Source organism: Pricia mediterranea, assembly GCF_032248455.1.
Taxonomy (GTDB): Bacteria; Bacteroidota; Bacteroidia; order Flavobacteriales; family Flavobacteriaceae; genus Pricia; species Pricia mediterranea.
This window is the reverse complement of sequence record NZ_JAVTTP010000001.1, coordinates 623,508-642,541: the sequence shown is the minus strand read 5'-3', so window position 1 is coordinate 642,541 and position 19,034 is coordinate 623,508. Positions and strand designations below refer to the sequence as shown.

Genomic DNA, 19,034 nt, shown 5'->3' with positions numbered 1-19,034 from the left:
ATCGGGGATTTAATAAAGCTCCCTAAAAATTAAAAAATCAATTTTTGGAGTAGGGTAAGCGAACACTTGGTTGTTATATAGTTAAATCGCCATGAAAAAGCTTTAATAAGTTCATGTGTTTAGGTTGGTTTTTTGATTTTGATGAAAAGTCCGGGTTTGGTAGCCCGGACTTTTGTTTTTTTAGATGCTCTTCAAATTCCTTTCATTCTTCGACCCGCAAGCCTTAAAGTCTATTCCAGCTCTGCCGACAGGACCATTTTTTTCCGTCCAACCGGTTCCCATTAACCAATTCCCCTCCAGTTTTTGTATCCTTCTTTTATTAGGATTTCTCCATCCCGTTTTCGTCTGCAGGTTTCCGTTGGTCCGTAGTTCTTCCCGTTTCGTTCCCTAGGATCCGTTTTTCGTAGGGCCGGCCTTCTTACCGGTTCTGAATGGAAAATCTAAGGGCATATTACAAAAATCGAAGAGCGAATACTAGCTTTTAACACTTTGTAGGAAACGGCTTTTGTTTTTGTTTACCAGTAGTTTATATTATATTACATAAATAAATAGTTTATATTTACATTTTATTGGAAGTTGTCGATGAAAAACAGGTTCCAAAGCGGATTTATAACGGGAAGTCCGGATTATGCTATCAGATTTTTGGTAGTGTGATCCCTGTTTACCGTAATTTTACCGGGTACTCCCGGGTGCTCTTTTCCGACTTGTTAAAAACCTGATCATAAATATGGGCGAAGATTCTTCCCTAAAATTCGTAATTCCCTATTTTTGCGCATGCAAAATAACGTTCTGATTCTTGATTTCGGTTCGCAGTATACCCAGCTTATCGCCCGGCGCGTTCGCGAGTTAAACATTTTCTGCGAGATAAAACCCTATAACAAGCTGCCCGAAGACCTTTCGAGCTTTAAGGCGGTCATACTTTCCGGTTCCCCTTTTTCGGTGCGGGCCGAAGATGCGCCACATCCAGATCTATCCCGAATCAAGGGGCATAAGCCCCTGCTTGCCGTATGCTACGGGGCACAGTATTTGGTACACTTTAACGGGGGAAGCGTGGCGAAGTCCAACACCAGGGAATACGGACGAGCCAATTTATCCTATATAAATTCCGAAGATCCGTTTTTTGAGTCCATTTCCGAGGGGAGCCAGGTGTGGATGAGCCATAGCGACACCATAAAGGACCTTCCGAAAAACACCAGTGTCCTGGCCAGCACCCAAGACGTAGAATATGCAGCGTACAAATTTGATAATGAGAGTACTTACGGCATACAATTTCATCCAGAGGTTTACCATACGAAGGACGGGAAAAAACTGCTCGAAAACTTTTTGGTGAAAATTGCGGGGTTGGAACAGACCTGGACCCCGGACACCTTTGTCGATGTCACCGTGGCCGAACTAAAACAGCGAATTGGAACCGATAAGGTGATATTGGGACTTTCAGGCGGTGTGGACTCCACCGTTGCGGCCGTTTTGCTGCATAAGGCTATCGGTAAAAACTTGTACTGTATTTTCGTGAACAACGGATTATTGCGAAAAAATGAGTTTGAAGAAGTCCTTGAACAATACCATGATATGGGATTAAACGTCAAGGGAGTAGATGCTTCTGAACGTTTTTTGAGTGCGCTGAACGGCGAGAGCGACCCCGAAAAAAAACGCAAGATTATCGGACGGGTCTTTATCGAGGTCTTCGACGATGAGGCGCATCTGGTCGATGACGTCAAATGGTTGGCACAGGGCACTATTTATCCCGATGTCATCGAATCCGTTTCCGTTACCGGTGGGCCGTCCGCCACCATAAAAAGTCATCACAACGTTGGTGGCTTGCCCGACTTTATGAAATTAAAGGTGGTCGAGCCGTTAAAGATGTTGTTCAAGGATGAGGTCAGAAGGGTAGGAAAGAGTATGGCCATTGGCGACGAACGCCTAGGAAGACATCCGTTTCCGGGACCCGGACTCGCCATCCGCATTCTAGGCGATATCACCCGTGAAAAAGTGGCGATCCTTCAGGAGGTGGACTATATTTTCATCAAAGGCCTCCGCGATTGGGGGTTATACGATGAGGTGTGGCAGGCCGGGGCCATGCTTTTGCCCGTAGATAGTGTTGGGGTCATGGGCGACGAGCGCACGTACGAAAAATGCGTAGCTTTGCGTGCAGTAGAGAGTACCGATGGCATGACCGCGGACTGGGTGAACCTGCCCTACGAATTTTTACAGAAGGTCTCCAACGATATTATCAATAAGGTGCCGGGGGTGAACCGTGTGGTGTACGATATCAGCTCAAAACCGCCGGCGACGATTGAGTGGGAGTGAGTGTTGAGTTTATATGCTTATGAGTTTATAAGTTTGTGATGTAATTTGCGTTTATAAAGTAGTAGAACTTAAGACGAGTTCTCAGTGTAGTGTTAACCCAATAGCCTGTAATGGACCAATTTTTTAAACATATTGTGGCTTTCATCTTATTGATGATCGCCCTGTCGAGCTGTAAGGCCCAGAAATTTACGACGCATGCCGTTCAAAGGGGCGAGACCTTGTCCAGTATTTCGAGACAGTATAATGTTGATACTGCTACCATCCTGCGATATAACAAAGAACTCAAACGTGGTGATCAAGTAAAGGCCAATACGATTTTGGTCATTCCACGAGGGGCGAAATCTACTTCCGAAAGGCGGTCCACCGAAAACAAGCAGTCCGATGACGTCGTCATCAAAAGCGATGAACCTATCGGCTTCACCTCTCACCGGGTAAGAAAACGAGAAACGCTTTACGGTATTGCCCAACGTTTTCGCGTCAGTGAAAATGAGATCAAGAAATATAATCCAGAGCTGTATTCATCACAGTTGGAGAGGAACATGACCTTGAAAATTCCCCAATACAGAAGAACCAAGGTGGAACGGGAAGCAATTGGCGAGGATAATTTTGAAACCTATACCGTAGCCCCTAAGGAGACCCGATGGAGCATTGCCAATAAATACGGTATTACCATCGATAGTATGCTAGGGCTGAACCCTGAACTGTCAAAAACCGACGATTATTTAGCGGTGGGGCAGGAACTTAAATTACCGCGCCCTGCGGGAAGCACGGTGGAAAACCAACAAACACAGCTCTACCTATCGTATACCGTACCGCCCAAGATGAACTTTTACAGGCTGGAGCAGAAGTTCGGGGTGGAACCTTCCGAAGTCGTCCGTTTGAATCCAGAGATAACCGATAAAGGCGGTTTGAAAGAGGGGATGGTCATTCGTATTCCGCAGGTCAAGTTGGATGCCGGGGAGGTCAATACGGAAAATTATAATTTTTACGAGGTCAAGCCCAAGCAAACGGTTTTTTCGCTGACACGAAAACTAGGGCTTACCTATAGGGAGCTGTTGGACCTGAACCCAAGCTTGAGCGAGGGTTTAAAGTCGGGGATGGTTTTAAAGCTGCCAAAGGACCAAAAAGGAGATTTCGATGTACGGAATGCCCTCGTTCTGGATAAAATCAACCTGGTGGACAGTATCGATGTGGCGAACCGACCAAAACTTCTGTTTCTACTGCCTTTTCGTTTGAACAAGCTGGATATGTCGGACCAATCGGAGGTCGCAGATCTTATGGTAGAACGAAAGAGCCTCGAACTGAGTATGGGGCTGTATTCCGGGGCATTGGTCGCGTTGGATTCCATCGCCGATCTCGGGGTTTCGGTCGACGTACGTACCTTTGACAACGAACTGGACTTGGCCAGGACTAGGGAAATACTGCAGGGCGAGAATCTTGAGGATTATACTGCCATCATAGGTCCGGTCGATGTACCGTCCTTCAAGGAAACCGCTGTTAGGGCCGGCCGTGCACAGGTGCCGTTGGTGACACCGATATCCATGAAAACCGATGTCAGTCTGTCCAATGTATTTTATTCTTATACTCCCAAAGAGATTCTACGGGAACGCATGCTCGATTATGCGGAAGCGCAGTACGAAGGCCAGAATGTGGTCATCATCGCCGATTCCATGCACGTGGCGGCAAAGGATTCTATCTTGTCCCGATTTCCCGATGCCAAAGTAGAACGCGTCATCGAGGAGGAAAAGAATATTGGAATCAAAATTGACAGCCTGAAATCACGGCTTTCCGATGAGGTGGAAAATTGGGTGTTCGTAGAGACCGAAAACTTTAAGCTAGTAGCAAGTGTAAGCTCCATTTTGAACTCATTTGAAAATACGCTTTTGGACATCGAGCAGCCGGAGCGGGACAAATTGAAATTGCGGATGTTCACCACTAATAAGAATCCCGCCTTTGAGAACGATGTTATTTCAAGTACGCACCTTTCCAATTTGAATTTCACCTATCCGTCAGTCTATAAAATGCCAGAAAGCAGTGCATTTTCGAAGCGCTACCAAAAGCGCTTCGGCAGCCTGCCCGACCGCTATGCCGTAAGAGGCTTCGATATGACCATGGACCTCTTGCTGAAACTGGCCTACAAGAACAACTTGATGGAAGTTTCGAAATTTATCGGGGAAACGGAATATTCGGGCAACAAGTTCGATTATGAGCGAGATCCCGTGACGGGGTACTTCAACCAAGCTTCGTATATTATGACTTTTGAGGATCTCAGGATCAAGCAGGTACAGTAAGATAGTATTGAGTATTAAGTATTGAGTATTAAGTATTTAGTGTAGGGCAGTTAATGCGGGGTATATGACATGAAATGTGCCTAAGTGGTTTCAGATACAATCGCTGCACCTAGCTCGAGGATTAATGTGACAAGTGATGGCCTTAAACTTTGAACCTGTTGACGGCGGAATTAAGCCTTGAAGGATACGGTAGGACATCTTAAAACTTGAAAACGGAGTTAATATTAAACTGGGATGACCGCAAAAATTATCTACGACGGCGAATTGCGAACCACATGCGAGCATATCCGCTCGGGGGATTCTTTTAAGACCGATGCCCCGGTCGACAATAATGGACTGGGACAGGCGTTTTCGCCGACCGACATCGTAGCTACGGCATTGGGAAGTTGTATGATTACGGTAATGGGGATTAAGGCCAGGGATTTAGGTGTTATCCTCGATGGGGCCACCGTAACCATTACCAAACATATGGCTTCGGGTCCCCGAAGGATATCAAAAATAGAGGCCAAGCTAAACCTTCCGGCCGATGTCTCGCAGAAACACCGCAAAATTCTGGAGAATACCGGCAAAACCTGTCCCGTACTTTATAGTCTGCATCCCGATATCGAGAAGTCAATTACGTTCTCTTGGGAACTTTAGTACACTTTTTGGTGAAATAGAACATACCCCGATCTTCAAATTATGGATGCTAGAGGGAGCGCCTATTATATAACCGTATTGGTTTTCTTGTTTTTTCCGCTATTTGTTTCCGCGCAGAAAGAAGAAGCCATTCCCTGGAGCGCGGACCGCAAACTGCAATGGTCCGATTTTAAGGGAAGCTATTTCAAGACGGAATGGGCCGCGGCGACCACGGCTACAGGAATCAGTTATGCCTTTACGACAACGGAAGAAAACGGCCGGCAATTTTTGGAAATCGAAGTCCGCTGTGAGTTCTACCCCTATCGCTCGTGGTACCGTCCCGAGGTCTGCGATGCGAACACTTTGGGGCATGAGCAATTGCATTTCGATATTGCGGAGCTATATGCGCGCTTGTTCCGAAAGCGCTTGGGGGAAGCAAGCTTTACATCTGATGTGAAAGACGAGGTGAAGGCGATCTACAAGCAAATCCTTAAGGAACTTATCGCCTTTCAGAACAAATACGACCGGGAGACCGACTTCTCAAAAGATGTGCGGCAACAGCGGCTATGGAACCGAACTATTGCCGAAGAGCTGCTAGCTTCTGAACAAACAAAAACCCCTTCAAAAAATGATTCTTGAAAGGGTTCGAAATAATAGGAATTGGAATTCGGTTTAGAACCGGAAAGCGGCTCCTATCGTCAGGAACGATACTCCATATCCGGCTTCTGCGAACACTCCGATACTATCGGTAAAATAGTATCGACCGCCAACGAAAATTGTACCACTGGGCCGGGTGCTTAGGTCGTTGTCAAAATTGCCGTCATAAGAAGCGATGTTCAGCGAAAGCATGGCGCCCCCATATACATCGAGATTTTCGACGTCGAGTCCGATATAGTGAAACGCACCACGTGCCCCGATAATGGTATAGTTGAAATCATATCTGCTACCTCCGAACACAGTTTTCGAAGTATAGGATTTGTAGCCCAAATAGGCTCCAAGGCTGACAATCCCGAAGTCCCCGGTTTCCCAAATACCCCTTTCGTAACTTGCGCTAAGGCCCAGGCCCTGGGACGACGTACCGATACCGCCGTAATTGAAGTTACCACCAAAGCCGATACCGGCATTGATGACATTGGTGCCCTGATCGAATTCTTGGGCTGAAATGGATTGTGCGGTACAAAAAGTGATGACCGCCATGGCTAGGAGTTTAAAAGTTTTTTTCATTTTGATTGTGTTTTTTTGCAAAAAGTTGTTTTTGGAACAAGGTTCTTAGAATAAAATTAAGATTTTTTTTCTGATCTTAAGTCATCATTCCACTATAATACTACTCCACTTGAAAGTCAAAGAGGTCGGAACCGGAGGAATTGCCGGCCTTATCAAGGGTGGTTACTTTCCAATAGTAAACTGTTTTAGGGCTGATCGCCACGTTTTGCTTTTCGGTTGTTGACGTCATACCCAAAGAGACCATAGCATCTTTATTGCTACCAAAGAATACCTCATATTCCTTAATATCATTGTCAACGTCGCTACCCGCCCATGTCAGCGTTATGGCATCGGTCGATGCAACGGTAATCCCTCTTTTCGGACTTACCGCTTCGGCGGGAAATGGGGCATGACTCTCGATTCCCGGCCCTTGGTTATAGAACTTCCAAGCACTGCTCGTAGCGGTTTTCGTACTAGACTTGCTCTTAGATACCACGGACCACTGGTAAGGTACGCCTCTGAGGAGGGTGATGACGGCACTATTGGACTGCGCGTCGGTAGGGGATACCGTTCCCGTATCGAGATTTTTTAGGTTCACGGTATAGCTATCCGTATGTTGCGATGCGTTCCACTGAAAGGTGACGCTACTTTCTGTGTCGCTGATAACTTCCCCTTCGTTACACTCTGTATTGTTTTCCGGAAATACAAGGGTGGCCGCGAGCGGTGCCGGCTCTGGTGGGGGTGGGGTTGAGGGACCGTCGACGGTGTCGTCCGACCCACCGCACGCACTTAGAACTAATAGACCGAAAGCTAATATAGCGGATGCTGATCGTATTTTCATCGTTTTATTATTTTTTGGTTCAACAAAGCCTCGTCGGTTCTCACGCTCAAAATATATACGCCCTTGGGCAATCCGTCCATATCGAGAAGAATACGGCCCTGTTCAATGCTGCGTTCTTCTTCGGAAATCAAGGCACCGTTCAGGTTAAATAGGGAAATATCCGCTTTGCGCGATAGGTTTGCAAAACTTAGGTCCACGTGAAGATTGCCACTCGCAATGGGATTTGGATACACCAACGTTCCGGGACCCAGAACAATTTTTTCCTCATAAATGCCTTGACAACGGGCATCCCCTACGACAGTAATTGTATTGCCGCCTTTACGTAAAGCCAGGGTAATTTCATTATCGGAGGTGGTAATTATTTCATCGTTCAAGGTAATGGTATAGGTTTGGCTTCCTTTAAGATGTAAGTTGAGCGTTCTGGCCATCGCGTTCACCTTTGAACTTGCCGATAGGGCCTCGGGCTGGGTCAACGAAACATCAAAACATCGTTCATAGTCCGGCTGCCCGTCTATTTGAATGCATAGTCCGTAAGCGCCGGCCACCAAATCCTGAAAAACAGTGACATCCGAAAATTCCTGGTTCAACGTACCATTGGGACCGGTCAGCGACGCGCTATATGGTAAAGACGTTTCGGCGGCAATTTCAATACTACCGTTATTACTGGAAATACAGGATTCCCCTACGGTCGTGATGATAAAATTATCCGCTGGAAGTGTAAAAACAGGGCAGCCATTGGCATCGACTACTGCCCCTGCCGACGTGTTGTCGCACTGGTCAAGCGCATCAGGTACACCATCATTGTCCTGGTCGTTTTCACCCTCCTGATCGTTCTCACTGTCTTGATCGTCTTCACTGTCACCGGGTTCCGAATCAATGGAGATTTCCGTACAGGCCGAAACCACGGTCTGGTCTCCCTTAGTAATTTGAACGGCATAGGTTCCACTTTCCGAGGCCTCGAAACTTTGGTCGGTTTCTCCTTGGATCGGTGAATTTTCATCGTTGCAATCGAGCCATTGGTAGGTGGCATCAGCCAAGTTTGCCGTAATGGTAGTTTCGTCCAGGGTGACGGTGCTATCCAAAGCGTCTGCCGTTACTCCAAAATTCCGCTGGTCGTAGAGGCTCCAATTTCCGCTTTGAGATTGCACCCTGATGTAAAGCACATGCTGGCCCTCGGCCAGTCCCTCGATAGGTATCGTCATGTTCTCTACCAATCGCCCCGAATTGGTATCCACGGCCAAAGCCGTTCCCTCGCCTATACCGGGATCTTCATCGAAGAAATATTCTGCATTGGCGATAGGTTCGCTGGCGTCGGTAAATGACATCACATAAAAGATACTGCGGTCATATAGACTCCAATTGCCGTTGTTGCCATTGACCCTAATATATAAACTGTGAAAGCCCTCGGACAGGCCAGTGGTCGGAATGGAAAATTCCTGTGCCAGTTGTCCCGCATTGTCATTGACCGACAGCGCGATGCCGTTGCCGATCCCTGGATCGCCATCAAAAAAGTATTCGGCAGACACTATGGACTGACCCCTCGAAAATGGGATGCACAACAACAACCCAGCGAATAAAATGATAATTCGTTTCATGGATCAGTGATTTTGTGCGTTGATGGTTACGTTGATGTTGTTTCCTGGGGCAACGGTTGTGGTCATGGCCGTGATTTTTACGGTGGGTATGCCTCCGGTATAGCCAAAGTTGTTAAAGGTAAAGCCGCTACCGTCGTAGAGACCGATGTCTTCTCCGGATACGCCGGCATCAATGGCCAGGGAGCCTTGCTTCAAATGAAAATCATCGGTGAGTTCATTGTAGTAACCGGGTCTTTCCGTATCATCGACGAACTGCGGGTCGATGTTGTCGATATTGTTGGTTCCGGCTAGCGGAACGTGATTACTGCCATTTACGGCATGGGTCATGCAGTTTTCAAAAACTACCCCATCATAGTTCCAATTCCTTGAACCTCCCGAGGTGTAAAGGATACTATTTTGTATCGTTATGGTCCCCGTTCTATAGCCAAGATTCCGTACTGATCCATTAAGAAAGAGATTGTTCCTAATGTTTACGGATTGATAATTTTTCACATAAAGATTTCCTGTAATGATGTTGTTGGTAATCAGGGCGTTGGTATAGTTACTAGTAGTTCCGAGATGGTAAAATATACTTCCCCGGATAGTTACATTGTCCACATTGGCTGTTGGAAAGTCCATCGTACCGTCAATACGACAGTTCTCAATGGTAATGTTTGATAGAGTTGCACTTGATCTAGATTCCCCGACGTAAAAATTCCCTTTAACGTGCAATCCGCTAAATCTACTGTTGGAGCTGTTCTCGTCAAGATTGATCCTCGCTATGGATGTCTCCTTATCGGGGTCGCTATGGGCAAAACCGATCAGGGTCAAACCTTTATTTACGATAATGTTTCCGTAGTCGATCTCAGAAGGATGGATATATAGGATGTCTCCATCTTCGGCACTGAAGATGGCGGTCTGCAAGTCGTCGAATTGCGCCGCACTACCCTCGGAGTTGTCAACGGTAATGATTTTTTGGGCCGATAGCGATAGTGTACCAACTACCATAATCAAGGCTATAGTAAAATTTCGCGTCATTTTTTTGATTTTTATTGGTTTGTATTCAGTTTGAGTGTGATGTGGGTTAATTAAAGTTGAGCTATTGACGGTTATGGTTGACGCAATGCCCGGCATTGTATCCCTTCTATAACTTCATGATTTTTCCTTCTCGTCCACGTTCAAAAGTTCCGTAATGATTCGAAACTTTATCGGTATCGGACTGTATTTTGGGAAAACTCACAATTTTTCCGATTCTCTTATTTTTTCACAAACGACATCATTCCATGCATCAAGGTCGTCGTTTTTGGGCATCATCAAAGGCTCAGGTCCACTTGTTAATAACCGCAGGCGTGTCTAAAAGTCAAAAAGATGGGATGATTTCCGTTTGGCCGAATTAAGTAATGGGGCAGATTATTACATTCGGCAGAATGTTAAAATGATACACCAATATACTCTTGTTGAATCTAAAAGTCATTGTACGTTTATTAAACGTAGCCTTTTTCTCTCTACAAGTATGTTTTTGTTTATTAGGCGTGTAGTAAGGCTTTCCTTCCAAGTAAAAAATAGGGATTACGGCTCCATCTATCCTATATATTTTGAAATCGTTGCTACGGGTTCGGTCAAAAAAGTTACATTTGATATATTATAATCGACCTATTGATGCCTAGCCGCCAACAGATTAAATGGATTATTGTATTCTGTTTCAGTTGTGGGGTATTATATCTAAGAGGACAGGAAGAGAAAGTGGATTCCCTCAAAGTACTTCTCACAAAAGCGGACCTCCATGATACGGTTCGCTTGGCCACCTTGACCGAACTTTCCTATACCTATTATTCCTTACATCCCGAAGAAGGGGTGCGAATTGCCGATCAGGCCCTAATGTTGGCAAAACGGTTAAAAGATGATAAGGGTATTGCGACGGCCCTTTCCTATAAGGGGCATAACTACAGTGCCCAAGGGATGGATTCCATGGCATTGTCAACTTACGACAAAGCGATCGAGTTGCACGGAAAAAACAAGAATAAAAATGGTATTGCCCGCCTGACCTATAACAAGGGCCTGGTGTATTTCAACCAATCGGACTATCGCCGGGCAAATGACCATAACCTACGTGCCTACACGGTTTTTGAAAAGGAAAAGGATACGTTATTGATGGCAAAAATGCTCAACAGTATCGGAATAAACCAAATGTACCTCACCCAGTATCCGGAAGCTTTGGCCAGCTATCTAGAGGCCGAAAAGTTCTATAGAGACCTCAACCTGACCGACGACCAGCCCTATGCGAATCTCCTTGCCAACATAGGACTTTTGTACGCCCGGTTAGAAGAATTGGACCAAGCCCATGAGTATCAGAAAAGGGCATTACAACTTTTCAGGAAACTCGCTTTTCAGGAAGGGGAGGCGAACGCATTGCTCAACTTGGGAAGGGTCTATGAGGGTATGGGCCATCCCGAAAAAGGGATAGGGCTCTATGGGGAGTCGTATACCATCATGGAAAAAAACCATAACGAACGCGGCATGGCCAGCGCACTGACCAATATGGGCATTGCTTATACCGATATGGGAGAATATGAAAAGGCCATCCCCTATTTCGAAGAGACCAAGACCATTTACGAAGGTTTTAAAAACACGAACAATCTTGCCATAGTGCATCAAAATCTCGGGGATTGCCACAAAAACCTATCTTGGGACAATAGGTTGGCAAGAGCCGAAGACCATTACCGCATATCCCTGAACTATGCCAAGGCGGCGGGAAGCCTGAACCTTCAGTATAAAGCCCTTGAAAACCTGGCGAAGCTGCAGGCGGAACGGGGCGAATATAAAGATGCCTATGCCAACAAGTCGGCGGCAGTTGTGCTTCGCGACAGCTTTGCCTCTATAGACAAAAAGGAAGAAATCGCCCGCTTGGAGACTAAGCATGCATACGACAGGGAGAAATCGATCTTAAATGCCGAACATGATAGGGAGCAAGCTATTTCTAAAGCCGCTATCGCCGAGCAGACTATGAACAAAAATAGGGCCGTGGCCGCAATCGGCTTTCTGTGTCTGGCGGGACTGATCGCCTACCTCATCTATAAAAAGCGGAGGGATATTGCCGAAACGAAAAAAATAGCGGATTTCAAGGTGAAGGTGGCGGAGACCGAACTTAAGGCATTAAGGGCGCAAATGAATCCGCATTTTATTTTCAACGCCCTGAATTCCATCAGTGATTATATGGCCAAGAATGACATACATACGGCCCAAAATTTTTTAATCAAGTTCTCAAAGCTAATCCGATCCATTTTGGAAAATTCGGAAAAAACATGGATTCCCTTGGCCGAAGATCTGGAACTGACCGAACTTTATATGAAAATCGAGGCCTTGCGCCTAAAGGATAAATTTACATACTCCTTTGAGGTCGCCGACGATATCGACATCGGGAATACGATGGTACCCCCGCTGATACTACAGCCTTTCATAGAGAACAGCATCTGGCACGGCATTTCAAAAAAGTCGGCCAAAGGTCATATCGGCATCTCCATTAGAAGGGATCAGAATTTTTTGGTCTGTAGCGTCGATGATGACGGGGTAGGCCGCCAAAAAACCATAGGCACGAAAGAAGCCAAATCATCGATGGGGCTCAAGATTACCAAGAACAGGCTTGATATCATCAATCGCTTGAAGCAGGAAAACGGTAGTATCGGGATATTCGATAAAAAAGAAGGATTGCACATCGAACTGAAACTACCTCTCGAACTTCAATTTTAACGCTATGCTAAGAGCTATTCTTGTAGAGGATGAAAGACATTGCCAAGACCGGTTGCGGCACCTGCTTCGGCGACATGAAGATTTCCTCGTCTTGGAGTGCACCGCTTCTACGGTCGAGGATGCCAAGGTTGCCATCCTCTTACATCGGCCCGAGGTGGTTTTTTTGGATGTACAGCTTCGGGGACGCACTGGGTTTGAACTCTTAAAGGAGATACCCAATATTTCTTTCGAGGTCATCTTTACCACCGCTTTCGATCGCTATGCCGTAGAGGCCTTTCGGTTTTCGGCATTGGACTATTTGTTGAAACCTATCGCCGAGGAGGATTTGATTGCTGCTCTGGAAAAGTTAAAAAAGAAAATTTCGCAACAGGAAATCTGCAAAAAGTTAGAGGTGCTGTTCCAAAATTTGGAAGAGAACAGAACGGGGGACTTCCAAAAAATAGCCGTGCCCACCGTTGATGGACTTTCGATGATTTCTATTGATGATATACTCCGATTTCAGTCGGATAGCAATTATACTCATCTGTTTTTGATCGGTGGCAAAAGGTTGACCGTTGCAAAGACCTTAAAATACTTTGTAACCTTGTTGGAAAAACATCATTTCTATCGAACCCACCATTCCCATCTTATCAATCTGATCTATGTCGATAAATACCAAAAGGGGAAGGGAGGGCTTGTTCTTATGACCGATGGTTCGCATGTAGAGATCGCCGTTCGCCGGAAGGAAGAGTTTTTAAAAAGGCTAATGGGAAAATCCTAAAGTTCCGGTTGCCATTTCGATATGGTACCTGCATCCTTCCTGAAAAAACGGGACCACCAGGTCGACTTTACGCTTTGGCGTTAAAATATTAGAAATCGTTTTTCGGGAAGTATTTGAAAATTTTTTAATGCTCGTTCCATAACTAAACATCACAGATGGTAACGCCTTGCTTTAGGGCCGAAATCTTGTCGCTCCATGACGGAATGAACTCTTGGGCCACGTGGCCTTCATACCCGGTTTCAAGAATGGCCTTCATGATGGCGGGGTAGTAAAGCTCTTGGGTCTCATCAATCTCGTGTCGACCGGGGTTGCCGCCGGTGTGGTAGTGTCCGAAATACTGATGGTAGTCCCGGATGTTGCGGATGACGTCTCCTTCCATAATCTGCATATGATAGATGTCGTAGAGCAGTTTGAAATTTTCGGAGCCCAATTGTTTGCAGAGTTCGACGCCCCATTGGGAACGGTCGCACATATAATCTTTGTGGTCGACTTTGGAGTTGAGCAGTTCCATTTGCAGAACCACGCCGTTTTTCTCGGCCAGGGGCATCACCTGTTTTAGTCCTTCTACACAGTTTTTCAGTCCCCTTTCATCATCCATCCCATTTCGGTTGCCGCTGAAACAGATCAGATTGGTGTAGCCGGCCTCTGCGACCAGGGGAATCACCCGTTTGTAATCTGCGATCAGTTCTTCGTGCAGCTTTGGGTCATTCCATCCTTTTTCGATGCCCAGCCCTGCGCCCCAGCACATCGAGGCGTGGATGTCGTGTTTTTTCAATAGCGGCCAATCTTCCGGCCCGACCAGATCAATGGCCTTGATTCCGAGTTTGTTCAGATTTCCGAGGAATTCATCGAGGGGCATGGGGCTATAGCACCAAAAGCAGGCACTGTGATTGATGTTGTTCTTTAGTTCCAACGGAAGGTTTTCAGATGCCATTACGGCATTTGCGTTCCCCGTTTTGGCGGTCAATAGTCCGACCGATGCGGCGGCGGTCGTTCCTATAAAGTTCCTTCGTTTCATGTTCTTAGGGTTTTATTTTTATAATAACTTTTCTATCAGATCGATCAGTTCCTTAACGGGAGTAATACAAGGTCTTACCTGCTCCTCATCAAAATCAAAAAAATCGTCGTAATCGCCGTTATATCTCCAAGTGAAAAGCTGGGAGTACAGTTTGCCGTGTTCCTTGGCAATGACCCCTTGTTCTGGTTGCCTGTCATCTCAATTTTATGCCTACTTGTTCAATAGCGTTATAAAGTGGAGAGAAAAGATAATGGTCGATCCAATCTTTCTTTGCATAGCTGAGAGGAGAAAATACTTCCCCTGTCTCTAATTCAAGGTCGTAGTAATCGTCCATGATTTGGATTTCTTTTTCAAAAGTGATGTCGTTGTCGTCTAAAAGTATGAGCAGATCCCAATCCGACTGCACCTTCTCGTCACCTTGTGCCCTTGAGCCATACTGGAAGATTTCTGAATCCGGATGATTTCTGTCGGCAATGTCAACGATGCTATCTATGATATTATCCTTTTTTTCCAACAACGATTAAAAAGTTTTGAACCATTTCCCCGTTAAATATAATGATATTAATTTTACCGCTTCTATGGATATATCCCCCGAAAGAGAAAAACTCATTGAACTGGCCCATTACCGGATGCCCTTCGGGAAATTTAAAGACCGTTATTTGGTAGAGCTTCCGGAAGCCTATCTGGTCTGGTTCAAGCAAAAGGGTTTTCCCGATGGCAAACTGGGAAGCCTGATGGCGTCCATGCTTGAAATAAAGGTAAACGGACTCGAGCCGCTCATCCGCAGGCTACAAAAAGATTTTCCAAGGCATTCCCCATAATTTCCCCCTTCCTTTTGTACCTTCGCATCCCGTAACAAACAAGCTATCATGCCAGATACCAAATACATTTTCGTTACGGGGGGGGTAACTTCATCCTTGGGAAAGGGAATTATTGCCGCCTCATTGGCCAAATTGCTGCAGGCCAGGGGATATAAGACTACAATACAGAAGCTAGATCCCTATATCAACGTCGATCCGGGCACGCTGAATCCTTACGAGCACGGGGAATGCTATGTGACCGACGACGGGGCCGAGACCGACCTCGACCTGGGCCATTACGAGCGGTTTTTGAACGTACGCACCTCCCAGGCGAACAACGTGACTACGGGCCGTGTCTATCAAAGCGTCATCGAAAAGGAACGCCGGGGCGAATTTTTGGGAAAGACCGTACAGGTCGTGCCCCACATCACGAACGAAATCAAGCAGCGAATAAAATCGTTGGGCAATAGCGGCGAATACGATATGGTCATCACCGAAATCGGCGGAACGGTCGGCGATATCGAATCTTTGCCCTATATCGAGGCTGTACGTCAACTGCTGTGGGAGCTGGGGGAGAACAATGCTATTGTCATTCACCTGACCCTAGTGCCCTTTCTATCCGCCGCAGGGGAACTGAAAACCAAGCCTACCCAACATTCCGTAAAGACCCTGATGGAGAGCGGTATCAAGGCCGATGTACTGGTCTGCCGTACGGAACATGAAATTCCCGATGACCTCAGGGACAAGCTGGCACTTTTTTGCAACGTAAAACGCGAGGCGGTCATTCAGTCCATCGACGCATCGACCATATACGACGTACCGGTCTTAATGCAAACGGAAGGCTTGGATACCGTGGTGCTCAAAAAATTGGGACTCCCGAACACTACCGAGCCCGACCTGACCCAGTGGAACGCTTTCTTGAACCGTCATAAAAATCCCAAGCACGAGGTCAATATCGGACTGATCGGGAAATACGTGGAACTGCAGGATTCCTACAAGTCCATTTTGGAATCCCTGATTCACGCCGGGGCCGCCAACGAAGTGCGGGTAAATATCCGGTCGATCCACTCCGAACATTTGTCGGAAAAGAACCTCGTTGCCAAACTGGGCCTGCTCGACGGGGTACTTGTCGCCCCAGGCTTTGGAGAGCGGGGCATCATCGGGAAAATCAGGGCGGTACAGTACGCCCGTGAACACGGTATCCCCTTTTTGGGCATTTGCCTGGGAATGCAGATGGCGGTCATTGAATTTGCCCGAAACGTACTCGGGTTGGAGGATGCCAATTCCACCGAAATGGAAGACTCAACGGCCGACCCCGTCATAAGCCTGATGGAAGAACAGAAAAACGTGATCAACAAGGGCGGTACCATGCGTCTGGGGGCGTGGGATTGTGAACTGCGGGAAGGTAGTCAAGTGCGCAAGGTCTATGGCGATGCACCCACCATCTCGGAACGGCACCGTCACCGATATGAGTTCAACAATGCCTATAAGGATGCATTGGAGGAAGCCGGATTGATGGCAACGGGAATCAATAAGGAAACTGGTCTGGTAGAGATCATCGAACTGAAAGACCATCCGTGGTTTATCGGGGTGCAGTACCATCCAGAGTACAAGAGCACGGTCGCCAATCCGCATCCCCTGTTCGTGGCCTTCGTAAAGGCCGCCCTGGCACAAAAGTTGAAACGAACCCAGACGGTGCCAAGCTAAAACGCATGCCAGTTTGGCATAATCTCGACAATTGGATATATATTTGTGGATTGCAGTCCGATGGGGTTCGGCCCTGCACGCGCTTGACCGCAGTATTAAATTTTATGGAGGTTACATCAATTGTCCCCGTACTACGCAAGCCTAATTATTAAATATTACATGGAAGAAAAGAAAGTAGATAGCAAGTCGATCATCGGTTTCGTACTGATATTCGGTATCCTGATCTGGATGTTCTATCAAAACCGGCCCACGCCAGAAGAGCTTGAAGCGGAAAAGGCAAAACAGGAGCAGGTGGTCGAAGAAGCCGAGCAGCAGGTGCCCGGCGACACGACCGCTCCCAAGCCCGCCCAGGTCAATCTTCAAGATTCCTCCGCGGTAGCCGATTACAAGAGCAAGATCGGGGCCTTTGGATTTACCCAGCCCACCGACGGTACTACGAAGCTGCAAAACGATCTCGTCTATTTGGAAATCAGCAATAAAGGTGGACAGATTGTCGAGGCGCGGATGAAGCAGTTCCATACCTACGATTCTATACCCGTTTACATGGTGTATGATGGCAATGCTTCGTTCGGGTTGCAGTTCCAGACCTCCGATAATCGGGTGATGAATACGCAGGATCTTTATTTCGAGCCTTCGTTGAGCGAAAGCAATGGCAATCAGGTGCTGAGCATGAAGGCCAAGGCAGGTCCCAATAAATATTTGGAGTACCGCTACGAAATGAAACCGGACGATTACCTGGTGGATTTCACCGTGCGCTCGCAGGGTATGAACGGGACAATCGATAGCAGCCGGCCCATAAATATGGAGTGGAAGCTGAAGGGTATCCGCCATTCCAAAAGTATCGAATACGAGAACCGCTATACCCGTCTTACCTATAATTACGAAGATGGCGACGTCAGCAAGCTTTCCGAAAGTAGCGATGATGAAGAAATCGAGGAATCGGTAAGGTGGCTGTCTTATCGACAGCATTTTTTCAGTTCGATTCTTGTAAATATGGACGAGTTTCAAACGGCCGAGCTCAGTTCAAAGAACTTGGTCGACGGGGAAAGCCATACCCAGGGCTTTACCAAAGAATTCAAGGCCACGATGCCCTTGGCCATGGAGGGCGGGGAACTTTCACAAAATATGCACTGGTATTACGGGCCCACCGATGTTGACGTTCTAAGCAAATATGAAGATATGGCCTTGGCTGATTCCATCCCATTCGGATGGGGTATCTTCGGGTGGATAAACCGCTACGTCTTTACCCCGTTCTACGGATTTCTCAGCTCATTTTTGCCCTACGGTATCGCGATTATCGTGATGACCATCTTGGTACGCCTGGCCATGTCGCCGGCTACCTATAAGTCTTATCTGTCACAGGCCAAGATGAAAGTTCTGAAACCGGAGATTGCCGAACTTGGGGAAAAGTACGGCGACAATGCCATGAAAAAGCAGCAAGCCACTATGAAGCTGTACAGCAAAGCGGGCGTAAGCCCCATGAGTGGATGTGTGCCGGCCCTAATGCAAATGCCGATTTTCTACGCGCTGTTCATGTTCTTCCCGACCTCGTTCGCCCTACGGCAGAAACCTTTTCTATGGGCCGATGACCTTTCTTCTTACGATGTGGTCGCCAACCTGCCTTTTGAGATTCCATTTTATGGGGATCATGTGAGCCTGTTCCCGATCTTGGCGTCGGTGGCCATTTTCTTTTATATGATGATGACCACCGGACAAAACATGCCGACCCAGCCTGGGATGCCGAACATGAAGTTTATCATGTACCTTATGCCGGTGATGATGTTGTTCTTCTTTAACAACTACGCCAGTGGCCTGAGTCTGTACTACTTCGTATCGAACCTGATTACGATCGGTATCATGTTGGTCATCAAAAATGTTATTCTGGATAATGATAAGATCCACGCCCAAATCCAGGAGAACAAGAAGAAACCGAAAAAGGAAAACAAGTTCCAGCGTAAAATGCGCGAGATGATGGAGCAGGCCGAGGAGCAGAAGAAAGTTGGGAAACGATAACAAAAAGCCCTGATGTTTCCACCAGGGCTCCATACATCAAACTAGATTGGTTTGGTAAGATTTGGGATAGTAAAGATGCGGATTACATCCCGTTGGGAAAAAAGGAAGTTGTCAAGTCCCGTTTCCTGTATGCCAAGCCCCTCAATTTTGATGTT

At 46.7% G+C, this 19,034-nt stretch carries 15 protein-coding genes; 9 read left to right on the top strand and 6 right to left on the bottom strand.

From position 1 onward, the window contains the following. The first annotated feature begins 774 nt into the window (after nt 1-774). The 4 genes from guaA (at nt 775) to RQM65_RS02655 (ending at nt 5,855) form a co-directional block, all read left to right on the top strand. Nucleotides 775-2,307 carry a glutamine-hydrolyzing GMP synthase gene (gene guaA, locus RQM65_RS02670; RefSeq protein WP_314012540.1) on the top strand — a complete coding sequence of 511 codons (1,533 nt, stop codon included), beginning with the start codon at nt 775-777 and terminating at the stop codon, nt 2,305-2,307. A 110-nt stretch (nt 2,308-2,417) separates the two neighbouring features. Further along, entirely contained in the window at nt 2,418-4,598 is a 2,181-nt protein-coding gene (locus RQM65_RS02665) for an amino acid ABC transporter substrate-binding protein (protein ID WP_314012538.1), read from the top strand. Nucleotides 4,599-4,832: 234 nt separating this feature from the next. Further along, nucleotides 4,833-5,237 carry an OsmC family protein gene (locus RQM65_RS02660; RefSeq protein WP_314012536.1) on the top strand — a complete coding sequence of 135 codons (405 nt, stop codon included), beginning with the start codon at nt 4,833-4,835 and terminating at the stop codon, nt 5,235-5,237. Nucleotides 5,238-5,279: 42 nt separating this feature from the next. Beyond that, nucleotides 5,280-5,855 (top strand): DUF922 domain-containing protein, encoded by a 576-nt coding sequence (locus RQM65_RS02655; protein WP_314012535.1) that lies wholly within the window; start codon nt 5,280-5,282, stop codon nt 5,853-5,855. A 33-nt stretch (nt 5,856-5,888) separates the two neighbouring features. Here RQM65_RS02655 and RQM65_RS02650 read toward each other — a convergent pair whose 3' ends face one another. The 4 genes from RQM65_RS02650 to RQM65_RS02635 all read right to left on the bottom strand — a co-directional run bounded on the left by RQM65_RS02650 (nt 5,889) and on the right by RQM65_RS02635 (nt 9,872). Beyond that, entirely contained in the window at nt 5,889-6,440 is a 552-nt protein-coding gene (locus tag RQM65_RS02650; RefSeq protein WP_314012534.1) for a hypothetical protein, read from the bottom strand. Between the two features lie 100 nt (nt 6,441-6,540). Then, nucleotides 6,541-7,260: a hypothetical protein gene (locus RQM65_RS02645; protein ID WP_314012533.1), complete on the bottom strand. Its 720-nt coding sequence runs from the start codon at nt 7,258-7,260 to the stop codon at nt 6,541-6,543. Then, nucleotides 7,257-8,855 (bottom strand): T9SS type A sorting domain-containing protein, encoded by a 1,599-nt coding sequence (locus RQM65_RS02640; protein ID WP_314012532.1) that lies wholly within the window; start codon nt 8,853-8,855, stop codon nt 7,257-7,259. Before RQM65_RS02640 ends, RQM65_RS02645 begins: the two co-directional genes overlap by 4 nt. Before the next feature lie 3 nt (nt 8,856-8,858). After that, nucleotides 8,859-9,872: a right-handed parallel beta-helix repeat-containing protein gene (locus tag RQM65_RS02635; protein ID WP_314012530.1), complete on the bottom strand. Its 1,014-nt coding sequence runs from the start codon at nt 9,870-9,872 to the stop codon at nt 8,859-8,861. 621 nt (nt 9,873-10,493) lie between these two features. Between RQM65_RS02635 and RQM65_RS02630 the strand changes: the two genes are divergently transcribed. Together RQM65_RS02630 and RQM65_RS02625 are read left to right on the top strand one after the other, a co-directional pair. Continuing rightward, a complete protein-coding gene (locus RQM65_RS02630) occupies nt 10,494-12,581 on the top strand; it encodes a tetratricopeptide repeat-containing sensor histidine kinase (protein ID WP_314012528.1) in 2,088 nt (695 codons plus the stop codon). Between the two features lie 4 nt (nt 12,582-12,585). Continuing rightward, nucleotides 12,586-13,341, top strand: a complete 756-nt coding sequence (locus tag RQM65_RS02625; protein WP_314012526.1) for a LytR/AlgR family response regulator transcription factor — start codon at nt 12,586-12,588, stop codon at nt 13,339-13,341. Between the two features lie 142 nt (nt 13,342-13,483). Here the strand turns inward: RQM65_RS02625 and RQM65_RS02620 are convergent, their stop codons facing one another. Beyond that, a complete protein-coding gene (locus RQM65_RS02620) occupies nt 13,484-14,359 on the bottom strand; it encodes a hydroxypyruvate isomerase family protein (protein WP_314012525.1) in 876 nt (291 codons plus the stop codon). Between the two features lie 193 nt (nt 14,360-14,552). Beyond that, the gene (locus tag RQM65_RS02615) at nt 14,553-14,873 is read right to left on the bottom strand and encodes a nucleotidyltransferase domain-containing protein (protein ID WP_314012524.1); all 321 of its coding nucleotides are present in this window, start codon (nt 14,871-14,873) and stop codon (nt 14,553-14,555) included. A gap of 64 nt (nt 14,874-14,937) precedes the next feature. Here RQM65_RS02615 and RQM65_RS02610 point away from each other — a divergent pair, with 64 nt between their 5' ends. The 3 genes from RQM65_RS02610 (at nt 14,938) to yidC (ending at nt 18,879) form a co-directional block, all read left to right on the top strand. Continuing rightward, complete coding sequence (locus tag RQM65_RS02610; protein ID WP_314012523.1) at nt 14,938-15,180, top strand: DUF3820 family protein; 243 nt, start codon at nt 14,938-14,940, stop codon at nt 15,178-15,180. 48 nt (nt 15,181-15,228) lie between these two features. Then, nucleotides 15,229-16,866 carry a CTP synthase gene (pyrG, locus tag RQM65_RS02605; protein WP_314012522.1) on the top strand — a complete coding sequence of 546 codons (1,638 nt, stop codon included), beginning with the start codon at nt 15,229-15,231 and terminating at the stop codon, nt 16,864-16,866. A 159-nt stretch (nt 16,867-17,025) separates the two neighbouring features. Next, nucleotides 17,026-18,879 carry a membrane protein insertase YidC gene (gene yidC, locus RQM65_RS02600; RefSeq protein ID WP_314012521.1) on the top strand — a complete coding sequence of 618 codons (1,854 nt, stop codon included), beginning with the start codon at nt 17,026-17,028 and terminating at the stop codon, nt 18,877-18,879. The last annotated feature ends 155 nt before the right edge of the window (nt 18,880-19,034 follow it).

Coding starts and splice junctions, on each gene's coding strand:
- yidC (WP_314012521.1), top strand. CDS start 17,026: ATGGAAGAAAAGAAAGTAGATAGCAAGTCGATCATCGGTTTCGTACTG.
- RQM65_RS02625 (WP_314012526.1), top strand. CDS start 12,586: ATGCTAAGAGCTATTCTTGTAGAGGATGAAAGACATTGCCAAGACCGG.
- RQM65_RS02630 (WP_314012528.1), top strand. CDS start 10,494: ATGCCTAGCCGCCAACAGATTAAATGGATTATTGTATTCTGTTTCAGT.
- RQM65_RS02620 (WP_314012525.1), bottom strand. CDS start 14,359: ATGAAACGAAGGAACTTTATAGGAACGACCGCCGCCGCATCGGTCGGA.
- RQM65_RS02655 (WP_314012535.1), top strand. CDS start 5,280: ATGGATGCTAGAGGGAGCGCCTATTATATAACCGTATTGGTTTTCTTG.
- RQM65_RS02645 (WP_314012533.1), bottom strand. CDS start 7,260: ATGAAAATACGATCAGCATCCGCTATATTAGCTTTCGGTCTATTAGTT.
- guaA (WP_314012540.1), top strand. CDS start 775: ATGCAAAATAACGTTCTGATTCTTGATTTCGGTTCGCAGTATACCCAG.
- pyrG (WP_314012522.1), top strand. CDS start 15,229: ATGCCAGATACCAAATACATTTTCGTTACGGGGGGGGTAACTTCATCC.
- RQM65_RS02610 (WP_314012523.1), top strand. CDS start 14,938: ATGGATATATCCCCCGAAAGAGAAAAACTCATTGAACTGGCCCATTAC.
- RQM65_RS02660 (WP_314012536.1), top strand. CDS start 4,833: ATGACCGCAAAAATTATCTACGACGGCGAATTGCGAACCACATGCGAG.
- RQM65_RS02640 (WP_314012532.1), bottom strand. CDS start 8,855: ATGAAACGAATTATCATTTTATTCGCTGGGTTGTTGTTGTGCATCCCA.
- RQM65_RS02635 (WP_314012530.1), bottom strand. CDS start 9,872: ATGACGCGAAATTTTACTATAGCCTTGATTATGGTAGTTGGTACACTA.
- RQM65_RS02650 (WP_314012534.1), bottom strand. CDS start 6,440: ATGAAAAAAACTTTTAAACTCCTAGCCATGGCGGTCATCACTTTTTGT.
- RQM65_RS02665 (WP_314012538.1), top strand. CDS start 2,418: ATGGACCAATTTTTTAAACATATTGTGGCTTTCATCTTATTGATGATC.